Origin of the sequence: Psychromonas hadalis ATCC BAA-638 (assembly GCF_000420245.1) — a bacterium.
GTDB lineage: Bacteria > Pseudomonadota > Gammaproteobacteria > Enterobacterales > Psychromonadaceae > Psychromonas > Psychromonas hadalis.
Window position 1 is genome coordinate 1 of sequence record NZ_ATUO01000121.1, and the last position, 11117, is coordinate 11117.

13 protein-coding genes and 3 pseudogenes are annotated in these 11117 nt (G+C 37.8%); 7 read left to right on the plus strand and 9 right to left on the minus strand.

Features of this window, described 5'->3' with window-relative positions:
• Positions 1-653, minus strand: a 653-nt coding sequence (gene ubiA, locus G322_RS0113800) for a 4-hydroxybenzoate octaprenyltransferase (RefSeq protein WP_022942335.1), incomplete at its 3' end; no start/stop codon positions are given.
• On the minus strand, positions 646-1206 hold the full coding sequence (locus tag G322_RS0113805) for a chorismate--pyruvate lyase family protein (protein WP_022942336.1): 561 nt from the start codon (positions 1204-1206) through the stop codon (positions 646-648). The genes ubiA and G322_RS0113805, both read right to left, overlap by 8 nt.
• A gap of 88 nt (positions 1207-1294) precedes the next feature.
• On the opposite strand from G322_RS0113805, the gene G322_RS0113810 reads away from it, so the two are divergent.
• On the plus strand, positions 1295-1708 hold the full coding sequence (locus G322_RS0113810) for a flagellar basal body-associated protein FliL (protein WP_022942337.1): 414 nt from the start codon (positions 1295-1297) through the stop codon (positions 1706-1708).
• Between the two features lie 84 nt (positions 1709-1792).
• Here the strand turns inward: G322_RS0113810 and glpG are convergent, their stop codons facing one another.
• A complete protein-coding gene (gene glpG, locus G322_RS0113815; RefSeq protein WP_022942338.1) occupies positions 1793-2644 on the minus strand; it encodes a rhomboid family intramembrane serine protease GlpG in 852 nt (283 codons plus the stop codon).
• A gap of 8 nt (positions 2645-2652) precedes the next feature.
• On the minus strand, positions 2653-3156 hold the full coding sequence (gene rfaH / locus G322_RS0113820) for a transcription/translation regulatory transformer protein RfaH (RefSeq protein ID WP_022942339.1): 504 nt from the start codon (positions 3154-3156) through the stop codon (positions 2653-2655).
• Positions 3157-3968: 812 nt separating this feature from the next.
• Here rfaH and G322_RS24850 point away from each other — a divergent pair.
• The 3 genes and pseudogenes from G322_RS24850 to G322_RS23460 all read left to right on the plus strand — a co-directional run.
• Positions 3969-4425 (plus strand): annotated as a pseudogene (locus G322_RS24850) (PD-(D/E)XK nuclease family transposase); the annotation flags it as partial.
• A pseudogene (locus tag G322_RS23455) lies at positions 4334-4537 on the plus strand (polysaccharide biosynthesis protein); the annotation flags it as partial. The pseudogenes G322_RS24850 and G322_RS23455, both read left to right, overlap by 92 nt.
• 19 nt (positions 4538-4556) lie before the next feature.
• Positions 4557-4742, plus strand: a complete 186-nt coding sequence (locus tag G322_RS23460; protein WP_022942341.1) for a hypothetical protein — start codon at positions 4557-4559, stop codon at positions 4740-4742.
• Between the two features lie 127 nt (positions 4743-4869).
• Here G322_RS23460 and G322_RS0113835 read toward each other — a convergent pair whose 3' ends face one another.
• The 4 genes and pseudogenes from G322_RS0113835 to G322_RS0113845 all read right to left on the minus strand — a co-directional run.
• Entirely contained in the window at positions 4870-5181 is a 312-nt protein-coding gene (locus tag G322_RS0113835) for a ComEA family DNA-binding protein (RefSeq protein ID WP_022942342.1), read from the minus strand.
• Positions 5182-5484: 303 nt separating this feature from the next.
• Positions 5485-5928, minus strand: coding sequence for a dCMP deaminase family protein (locus G322_RS0113840; RefSeq protein WP_022942343.1), 444 nt, complete (start codon positions 5926-5928; stop codon positions 5485-5487).
• A gap of 234 nt (positions 5929-6162) precedes the next feature.
• Positions 6163-6420 (minus strand): carbohydrate-binding protein, encoded by a 258-nt coding sequence (locus G322_RS24855; RefSeq protein ID WP_425413898.1) that lies wholly within the window; start codon positions 6418-6420, stop codon positions 6163-6165.
• A 24-nt stretch (positions 6421-6444) separates the two neighbouring features.
• A pseudogene (locus G322_RS0113845) lies at positions 6445-7881 on the minus strand (chitinase); the annotation flags it as partial.
• A gap of 262 nt (positions 7882-8143) precedes the next feature.
• On the opposite strand from G322_RS0113845, the gene G322_RS0113850 reads away from it, so the two are divergent.
• The 3 genes from G322_RS0113850 to G322_RS0113860 all read left to right on the plus strand — a co-directional run bounded on the left by G322_RS0113850 (position 8144) and on the right by G322_RS0113860 (position 9835).
• Positions 8144-8536, plus strand: coding sequence for a DNA polymerase III subunit psi (locus tag G322_RS0113850; protein WP_022942345.1), 393 nt, complete (start codon positions 8144-8146; stop codon positions 8534-8536).
• Positions 8523-8978 (plus strand): ribosomal protein S18-alanine N-acetyltransferase, encoded by a 456-nt coding sequence (gene rimI / locus G322_RS0113855; protein ID WP_022942346.1) that lies wholly within the window; start codon positions 8523-8525, stop codon positions 8976-8978. Before G322_RS0113850 ends, rimI begins: the two co-directional genes overlap by 14 nt.
• A 113-nt stretch (positions 8979-9091) precedes the next feature.
• A complete protein-coding gene (locus G322_RS0113860; RefSeq protein ID WP_022942347.1) occupies positions 9092-9835 on the plus strand; it encodes a TrmH family RNA methyltransferase in 744 nt (247 codons plus the stop codon).
• 123 nt (positions 9836-9958) lie between these two features.
• Here G322_RS0113860 and G322_RS0113865 read toward each other — a convergent pair whose 3' ends face one another.
• Positions 9959-10741, minus strand: coding sequence for a toxin-antitoxin system YwqK family antitoxin (locus G322_RS0113865; RefSeq protein WP_022942348.1), 783 nt, complete (start codon positions 10739-10741; stop codon positions 9959-9961).
• Positions 10742-11117 lie beyond the last annotated feature (376 nt).

Genomic DNA, 11117 nt, shown 5'->3' on the forward strand with positions numbered 1-11117 from the left:
CCTATTTGCAAAAGGCCAATAACTAACTTGTCCTGTTTTGCAAATAAAATAGCGCTAGATTTTATTCCTATTTTTAGGTCATCGTCACGGTCAACCATCGCATACATAGTATCGTAAGCGATAGTCCACAATATGTTCACCATAAATAGTAACCAGACAATATTGTCTACTTGATTCGCCTGTGCCGCGTAAGCCATTGGAATTGCCCAACCAAACGCCATGCCCAAAACAAGTTGTGGCAGGGGGGGAAAGCGCTTCATAAAAGGGTATGAAAAAGCCAATAAAACACCCACGACAGAGAGTTGAATGGTTAGCCAATTTTGGCTTAATACCAATAAAAAAGAGCTTAAGGTAAGTATTAGAAATAGAACGATAGCTTCACGGCTGGTCGCACGACCAGAGGGCAGGGGGCGGTGTTTAGTGCGCTCTACAAAGCCATCTACTTTCCTATCGGCAAAATCATTAATAACACAACCTGCGCTGCGCATTAAAAAGACACCGAGTGTGAAAACAATTAATACACTTAAATCAGGCACGCCTTTTGCTGCTACCCAAAGCGCCCATAATGTTGGCCATAATAGCAACAGGGAACCGATCGGTTTATCAATACGCATTAACTGTACGTATGCTTGGAATTTTTGTTTATTAATCATTTTTGTATATACCTGATGCAGGCAAAAACAACTCGCTGACTAAAAGAGGTTTATTATTGAGATAAAAGAGTGAACGCCTTGCCCATAATGAGTGGTCTACTGATTGCTTTAGATCATTTGCCAATTGGTGAAAGAGAGAGCCTTGTTTAAACTCTGTTACCTCTATCTGGCCACGTAACATGCTTGGATCTTGGAAGAGTATTTTTCCAAGTGATTGTTCACCAATTTCAGCCAATTCTTCCTGTTGTTCAGTAATAGTGGAAAAGGGGATTTCAGTTTGTGCAAAGACCACGGGTCTGTTATCACAATATAAAAATACTTCACGCACTAAGATTTTATCTTCACTTTTAAAAAAAGTGTAAGGTAGACAGTTCGGTTTCACGGTAACCTGCTGTTTAATAACAACATAAAAAGAGTTGCATTGAGATTCTAGTTTTTTAGTGAGCGAATTATGATCATAAAGCCAAGATGCAATATTACGACTACAATGAGGGAGTTTAGTTTCTGAAATCCAGCTCGTCAGGGAGCCGAAAGGAAGAATATTATAACGCATGAATACCTTTGGGAAACATGAAAAAAAAGTAATTGTTTGCTATTGTATCTTACTTCATATCAAAAAAAATTAGCTAAAGGAAAATACCATGTTTAAAAGAGCGCTTTTATGTGTGCTTTGTTTATCGTTTATCTCCTCGTTTTTAACCGCAGAAGAGGCACCTATCGAGGAGATTCAAAATGACTATCAATATTTCCAGCTTGAACCAGACATTATTACCAATTATATAAAGCCGGGTAAACGCATTGGTTTTGTGCGACTTACCGTAGAACTAATGGTGAAATCAAAAAGTAATTACGCGGTTGTTGAGAACCATGAACCGTTAATCAGAGATAAAATAATTACCATCTTTGGACAACAAACAGAGATGATGGTGAAATTGATCTCTGAACGAGAAGGGATACGCAAGCGCTGTTTGGATGAAGTTAATGAGTTACTTTTTGCAGAAACGGGTAAAAAACCGCTGGAAGATCTGCTTTTCACCAAGTTCCTTTATCAATAATTGAGTAAACTGAATTATCACTTCCTCAAAAATCAGATCACTCCAACAAATGTACGATCTTTTTATGGAAGTGAAACGTTAGTTTCACCTTTGCTGCTTTTTACTAAGCTTTAATTTACTGCTGACAAAGGCTAAAAAAAGCCCTGCTAATAAACCAACCAAATGTGCATAATTTGCCACATTGATAGGTAGTAGATCCACAAAACCAAACAGTAACCAAACCAACAGAAAAACAAAATAACTATTTGGCAAATTGACTTTACTGTTCTTGTTTAATACACCAAATAGCCAACAATACCCCACCAAACCATAAACAACACCACTTAGACCACCGAAGTAAGGGCTGACTAAAAAGTATTGAGCAAGGTTAGATGCGATAGCGCTAAAGAGGAAAATCAATAACAGGCGTTGCTTTCCCTGTTGCTTTTCGACAACCCCTGCTAATTGCCACCACCAAAGTAGATTAAAGACAATATGCAGAGCGCTAAAATGTAAAAAAGCAGGGGTGATAAATCGCCAACTTTCTGTAAAATCAAAGGGTTGATGTGTGAAAAATGCCAAAGGCGACTGCATAGGCTGAAAGAATCCGAGTGCGGAAATTGCGTAAATAAACAGACAGACTATAAAAATAGTGTGTGTTAACCAACCCGCGTGTTGAGTGAAATTCCTGATTAGATGAGAATTTTCATAAGCCAATTCAGATCGTGGTGTGTCAGTATTACCCGATTGCCAACTTGCGGAAAAGTATTTTTCTTGATTGGGGTTTTGTAAAAACAGTGATAGCTCCATCTCTGCTTTTGTTTGCTCTGTTAAATCAGCAAGTATCAACTGATAACTAAAGTTATCATGGGAGATACTATTTTTGATATCTAACAACGTTAAATAATCTGAAAATGCTTGCGCTAAACGCAAATTTTGGAATTGATGAAGTACCATGTTTTCCTCTAGATTTTTTTAATCTCTTTATTACAAAAAGAGATGCTCTTATCTTGGTTTAAAATATTAAGCAGTAACATCGAACGAGCTAAACCATCATCACAAGAAAATATGGCCGTTGCCCCTTTAAAAGCACCTTTTATTATTTCGATCTTATCACCATTTTTAAACAGTGATTGCTTATCGACTTCTAAATCATTTAAGACGTAACATATTTTCTTCAATTGTTGCATTAAAGTGTCTGGAACTGTGGAAATTTTACCCCCAAAGCGGATAAAGTCATTAATACCACGTGTTGAACGAATACGATTAAAATTGATATCTTCTTGACCGATATGGATAAATAAATAATTGGGAAAGAGTGACTCTTCACAAATTATCTTTTTACCACGGCTTATTTTCTCTTTCTTGATTTTAGGAAAAAAAGATTCTATCCCTTGATTATGTAAATTTTGAAAAGCACGCTCTTCCTCTCGGCTTTTACAATAAACAATAAACCACTGCTTGTTCATATTCTCACTTCTAATTCAGTCCTAATTTTAACCGTGTATTTTACGTGATTTAGCAATAACTCTCTAGTGGTTTTTAATGTATAATTTTTACTCTTCGGAGGGTAACTTAATGATTTTGGAGGTGCAATATCTGGGGCTCTGAAGGGAGAAATTGCAAATATTCACCTTTGTGTTGATTTTTTTGCGTTGTTTTTTTGTTGTGTTATTAATGAGGCTTGAGATCAACTGTTCTTCAAAAAAAATATCTGCTTATTTTGCGATCATACTCTTCTTTTTCTAATGAGAAGCCTTATGTCACACACAACTTTAATAAATCAACTCTTTGTAATACGTGATTTTCGTCAACCGGTCAAAGTGACCCTCGGTTTATTTATCTTCTTAACCCTTTGATTTTTAAATTAGCGTAATCCGTGTGATTCGTTGACAAGATATTTTCTTTAAAAAAGTATGAGTGTCCTGCCTTTTATAAAAAACCATACAGTCAAAACACGACCAAGATTATAATAATCCCCGTATAAGATGCTTTGTTTTTTAATAAAGCTCTGCCCTCTTTTGAGTTGTTTACAAGATAAAGCAAAAGACAAAACCTGCCCCCAGTCATTTTAAATTTGGAGTAAAGCATGAAATTTTTAGATGTTAGAATAGACTTTGTATTCAAAAAAAGTATTTGGCAGTATTTGATTCCAAAACTCGCTTGATATCATTTTTAAACTACATTGTCGACTTCGATGATAACAACCAAATAATAGATTGAGAGATAGTAGACTCTTACAATATTTCACAGCTAAAAGGCATGAAATGATGTAAAAGCCAAATTAAATAATGACAATGCCGTTATCATTGAGATGCAGGTATTAAGCCATCCAGGTTTTGAAAAGCGTATCTTATTTAATGCTGCTAAAAACGACTCTATTCAATTCGTAAAAGGAGATCGTTACGACTTACTTAATCCTGTTATCACTGACTATTGTTGATATTTTTGATGATAATGATGACATCGTTAATAATTTTAAGGTGCTAAATAAAAAGGACTTTTCAGATTACAGTAATGACATTGAACTTATATTTTTAGAATTAAATAAATTCAACAAACAAGAGCAAGAATGCCTCCGTTTACAAGATAACTGGCTCTACTTTTTAAAAAATGCAGGTGATTTAACTATAATCCCCCAAAACTCAGGCTGGGGCAATGGGCAAAGGCGGGGATGTTTTTGTACTGGATATGGGCGAGCCTGTTCGTATTGTAGATCTCGCAACAAATTTGATTAAGCTTTCTGGTTTAGAGGTGAAATCTGCAGAAAATCCACTCGGAGATATTGAAATTAAATTTACCGGTTTACGTCCTGGAGAAAAGCTTTTTGAGGAATTATTAATCGGGGATGATGTGATGGGCAGTGCGCATGTGTGCCAATGAAAGTTATCTTTCTTATCCAGAATATAAGCAGATATTATCGCGTTTAGAGGATGCTTGTCATCAGTTTGATCATGAAGCGATCAGAGAAATATTGCTATCAGCGCCTGTCGGTTTTAATCCTACGGATGGTATTGGTGATTTAGTTTGGAAGGCTAACCAAGTAGAGGCTTAATGGACAAAAATTATTTTTTATTTATTAGCACGACTTTAAATAACGAGAATATTTAGGTTGTCTGTAACAGAGTCAGATTACAGCTTCACATCCATCGTTTGGAAGTGAAGCTTTAGTTTCACATCTTTTACAATGATACAAACGGTGTTATTTTTGTTAGTGTACTTTTGCCTATCCCCTTCACTTTTACCAACTCTTCAAGGCTAACAAAGTCGCCATTAGCGTCGCGGTAGTCAATAATAGCTTGTGCTTTTTTAGTGCCAATTCCTTTAATTGCAGCGAGCTGTTGATTGTTTGCTTGGTTGATGTTTATTTTTTCGGCGTGAGTCATTACGATTTTGGTTTCTATCGATTTCTCGGCTGCAAAAACTTGTAAACTAGTGGGTAACAGAAAGAGTGAAGCAACAAGTAGTAAACGGGAGATATGTGTTTTAGACATGGTATTTCCTTTTTTAAGTTAATAGTAATACTTAAATTAGATTATATTTTGACTTAATCAAGTTAATGAATGAATATAGTTGTAAAACTTCCCGAGCGGGTAGGTATGGTATTTACTTTTTTACGTTTGTAAAACAGTCTAAATTTTAAGTTGTTCTATTGGTGAGGAAATAAATACCCTTAGCCTCTATTTTTAAAGATAATATTTTGGCTTTCTTTGGTTGGTTTTAAACTGTGTATTAATGTAAATCTCGTTTTAACCACTTCAATCGTGAAGGTGAAATAATAGTTTCGCCTTCACTGATTAGCCCTCTGTTTTTCTTGATAACCATTGCACGCGGACACCTGCTTGCTTAAACATGGTTTCACTGAGTTTAATTTTATCACCCCAGCGTGATAAAAAATCTTCGCTTTGCTCTGGGCAATGTACCGCTTTAATGCCTGTTTGAATTATTTTTGCTGCGCAGTTCGGGCAGGGGAAATGGGTTACCCAAATCTCACAGCCCGCCAAGTCTCGTTTTGCATAAAGGATGGCATTTTCTTCTGCATGTAGGGTTTTAAGTAATTTTAGTTCGCGGCTATCGGTTTCTGCACTATCGGAGATACCGTGGGGATAACCGTTAAAGCCTAATGAAACAATGCGGTTATGTTCGGTTATTACAGCCCCTACTTGTGTGGAGGGATCTTTACTCCATGAAGCAACTAACTCTGCCATTTGAATAAATCGTTCAGCCCATTTAGAGATCATAATAATCCTTTATTTTATATGTGGATAAAGCATCATTGTGCTGAACTAGGTCGCCTGATACAAGTTATTTTTAACAAGCAAGTTACTTTGAATATTCTGAGTAAGTCTAGGCTAGTGCCTGAATGTGCAGTTTTTTATCGCTTAAGTCTAGTTACTTTGTAAGCTGTAATTAAAAAATCCTCAACCTTGAAAAAGATTGAGGATTTTTTATGAGGTTAATTTAGGAAAGTTTAATTAAACCTTTTTCCAAACGCCCCATGTACCTGTAGTGGTAGGATTTTCACCTTTTGTCCACCATTGTGCTTTATACGTTACACCATTAACAACGACGGTATCGCCTGAGTTGTAGATAGTGCTGGCATTCCATGTATCACCTGTTGGCGTTACCGTTGGTACTGCCGTTGGCGTTACCGTTGGTACTGCCGTTGGCGTTACCGTTGGTATTGCCGTTGGCGTTACCGTTGGTATTGCCGTTGGCGTTACTGTTGGTATTGCCGTTGGCGTAGGTGCATCGCCAACTAACTTCCAAGGACCTCCTGTTGTAGGGAGATTACCTTGAGTCCACCATTTTGCTTCATAAGTAGCACCTTCATAGTTAACTTGATCGCCACCGGTATAAACTGTGTTCGCGTCCCAAGAGCCTGCGCCAGTATTCGGATCCGTTGGATCAGGTGTTGGTGTGATGACAAGATCGGTTACTACACGTACTGTTGGCCAGTTCGCATGTGAGCTGTAGAAGTTAGTCACACACTTCTCATAATCACCTGGCACAAGTGCAGAGTAAGCGGTTTGGAAACCGACTAATTCACACTCAAAAGATTGACCTTCAGGGCGGTCTGAGTAGTACTTCCAGTTACCATCCCAGTTAGTATAAAGCACATCTGTTGCGCCATTTAAGTTGATGCTACCGTAAGGTGTTTGTTGCCAACAGGTATTTACTTCATCTGTTTCAACAGGAATTTGGTAATGCTCAGAGAGTCCTTCCCAATAACGGATACGGTTAACAGGTTGACCTTTCGTTTTATTAACTTCACCACATTCAATGCCGCCATTAATCACGTTAATAGTGGTACCAAACCCATAAGTAATACCCGCTGCAGTCTCTCGTTCAGAAGGAGACCAAGTGCGGTCAATAACATGTAACATGGCAGGTTTTGGTGCTTGAGGTGTTAAGAAGAACCAGATTGCAGAGGCAAGGTTTAGCCAAGAATCTGCTACTAATCCCGGATTATCAAGTAATACTGTCGCGTCACCGCTAAACATCGCTTCAGAGAACATGCCGTAGTTAAAGTGGTAAGAAAGCTGTTTTGCACCACGACCAAAGTAGCCTTGACCGGTAGCACAAGGCCAGCGTGCATTTTGCCAATCATTTTGACCGCAACCTGTTGTGTAGCCTTCTTGACCTTCAGACCAGCCCATTTCACGAACGTGTACCAGTGCTTGTTGCCATTCTTCTAAACGTTGTGGATTATCAAATACGTTATCGGTAGAGATATGCCCGCCAGTTTCTTGCGCGAAGTGAGCAAAGGCGGTCACAATTGATTTTTTACAGATGAAGTCTGAATTACGGCCATCAGTATATTCACCACAAAATGCGGGGAATTTACCAATTGCACGTAAGAAACGTGTGTAGGTGTACTCAGGTGCCGCCATCTGTGTTAGAAAATCCCATTCTACTTGTGGGAATACACGCTCAACACGTTTAACATTTTCGGGATTTGTTGATAAGCCAGGTTCAATTGTTTCAACGATTGCATTGCGGCGTGTTTCGAGTGCCTTTGCCCATGCATCGTACATAGGCTCTGGTGTTTTCGCATTTTCAGCTGTTTGAATCTCTTGCGCTGATACGATATAACCTGTTGGATTTTGTGGATCTGGTTGTGGATTCATTGCATAAGCGTTGGCTGCAATGCTTAAGCCGATTAAGGTAGAGAGTCTTGTTTTTTTAAACATAAAAATATTCCTTATATTAATATACCAATCCTAGGTATAGTTCCATTTGTTCCGACACAAAACTTGTCAGACAATTCCTTTTTTCTAAATACAGATAAAAGTTTGACTTTTTCAATTAAACTGCTATTAGAATTCCTAATAATGGTTATAAATGGGAACGTTGTCAAGATGAGCAATGGGAGATATGATCAAGATCTTTTTCTTTTAGGATCTTTTTTATTCAGTGTTATTATGTGATCTGTTTTTAATTTTAAGGCTCATTATGTTGCATCAAAAAGCACTTTATCTGCAAGAGATGGGGATAACTCATTGGCAAGTCCGCAAGCCTGCACTATTTAGTAAGGGGTGTGGTTTTCCAATGTTAGATCTTAGTGGGTGTAAGTTATTAATGGTCTGTGCTGAGGAGGAGTTTGCTCACCCTTTAACCTCCGCTATTTTAAGTGCTTTTGAACTCAAAAAAGCAGAGGTTTGTTATTGCACCATGGAGCAGTTTGAAAACCAACAGGGCGACCTGCCGAAGCTTATCTGGTCAACACTCGGTGAGGTCAATCAGCCAAGTGGTCATGCTTTGCTAATCTCTCCTACTATTGCTGAACTTGTCACGCAGCCACAAGCCAAAAAACAACTTTGGGAGCAGTTTTGTGAGTTGCATTAACAAGATAGATATTGTGCCAATGGGGTTTGCAGATATTCAAACAGTTTGCCACATCGAGCAACAATCACATACGCATCCTTGGTCTGAAAAACTATTTTTAAGTAACTTTGGGCAACGTTACTTCAACTATCTTTTATTAAAAGATGGGCAGGTGGTGGGGTATTTTGTTGCAAGCTCCGTTGCGGGGGAAGTGACCTTAATGAATATTGCTATCTCGCCTGAAAAGCAGGGGCTAGGTTATGGGAAGTGCCTATTACAGTTTTTATTACGTTACGCACGTGAGAAAGATCAACAGGAGATCTGGCTTGAGGTACGCACTTCAAATAAAGCGGCTATTCATCTTTATCAAAAACTGGGTTTTGTAGAAGTAGATATTCGTAAAGCTTATTACCCCTGTGGAAGTGGCCGCGAAGATGCTGTTGTTATGTGTTGTTACTTATAAACAGCTATGTGTTGTTACGTACTAAACGGCTATGTGCTGTTACTTATAAAAAGCTATGTATTGTTACGTACTAAACAGTTATGTGTTGTTACTTATAAATAGTTGGAAAAATGATGATTTCTAAAAATCAGTTAAAACTTATCAAAGCCCTTGAGTCTAAAAAACAGCGCCAAAAAAAGGGTCTGTTTTTGGTGCAAGGTGAAAAAAATGTCGCTGAGTTATTTAACTCAAATTTTGTTATTAAACAGCTATTTGCGACCCCAACTTATATCAACAGTAATGCGCGTTTATTAACAGAGCATGGTTTAGTGACTTTAACCATTGAAGCGAGTGAAGAGGAGCTGAAAAAAGCGGGCACACTACTCTCTAATAATAGTGTGTTAGCGATTGTTGAGTGTAAAACATTTACATTACCAGAAATATCTGAGAATGAACTGATTCTGATTTTAGATCAGGTGGGTGACCCAGGGAATTTAGGGACTATTTTACGTGTTGCAGATTGGTATGGTATTAAAAATGTGGTGTGTAGTCCCGATTGTGCCGATTTTTATAACCCGAAAGTAATTGCAGCTACCATGGGATCATTTACACGAGTCAATGTTTCTCATGTTGATTTAAAAACTTATTTATCAGTACAAATCAAACCCATTTATGGTGCTTTTTTAGAGGGAAAAAATATTCATCAAGCCACGTTAAGTGACACTGCTTTTATCGTTATGGGCAGTGAGTCTCATGGCATATCAGCCCCAATTGAAGCGTTCATCTCAGATAAAATTACCATCCCCCGTTTTGGTCAAGCGGAATCACTTAATGTGGCAATGGCAACAGGGATTATATTAGATAACTTTAAGCGTTAGTTAATCAGTTTTTTCATATCATGCTCACTTAACCAGCCTAAGTAACCGTTAAGAAAACTGCCATTTTTTTCGGTTATTTTGTCATTAGTATAATGCTGAGTTAATTTTAAATGGCCTTTGTCATCAAACTCTTTTAATAAGCCATTCGGCTTTAGAGTTTTTCATAGTGAGCTCATACTTTAAAAAACCGTTTTCATGGAAAAAACGTTTTGGGCCATTTTGTTGATCACCATGATAACTGATCTGTTTTTTGAGCTGTCCGTTTTGATAATACTCTTTATAAATCCCTTCTCGCAATCCAGAGTGATAGTGACTTTGCCACTGCAACGCACCCGTTAGGAAGTAACCGCTACTGCCACCATGCTGTAAATTTTCTTGATAGCGTTTTTCAGATTTTATATGACCATTCTTATAAAATTGCAGTGTTTTACCATGACGTAAATTATGTTTATAATTTGTACTGATAAGTAGCTGGCCACTTTCATTATAGGTGTTAGAAAGTCCGTTCTTTTTACCGTTTTGATAGCTATGTAGGTATTGTAAATGACCATTTTTAAAGTATTGAAATTTAAAATGAGAAAGCCGCTTACCCTGTTTGTAGAGCCATTTATCTGAACGTTTGCCATCACGTAAAAAAGCTTCTTGAACGCCCTCTATCAGGCCATGGCTAAAGTGCCCTTTTTTAGCCATGGACTTTGGCGAGTAATAGGAGATAGAGAAACCATGTTTTTTGCCGTGTAGATACTGCTCTGTGTGCCAGACGTCACTATTTTTTGAGTAGTATTTTACTGTGCCTGATTTTAACCCATTAACAAAAGTGGTCTGAATAGAAAGCTCACCTGTTTGATAATAGGTGAAGCTTTCTTTACTCACTTTTACATTATCTTTGTAGGTAATTATACCCATGTTACCTCAAGATGCTTTGTCAGGCACAAGCTCGATAATCAGAACAAGGCGTAACATGAGGTAATTGTTATTCACTTTTTGAATGTTACAACGCTGGGCTGGTTTTTGAGCTTTCGCCCCGTAGGGCAAGGCAAATTGCACCAATCTGCGTTGTTATAAAATCTCTATGTAGAATAACTATACTTCAATTTTATGCCTAGCACCTTGGCACAATTTGCCTTGCTGCCTTTGCATCTTGAAGTATCATGGGTATATACAAGCCAATTGGCCATTTTCGTGGTACGTTTTTTTGTGTTCAATCGTAACTTTCGCAATAGCGATTGGTTTTATTATTTTAGGGTGTTTTTCTTGGGGCTTTTCTACAGAAGGGGAATCA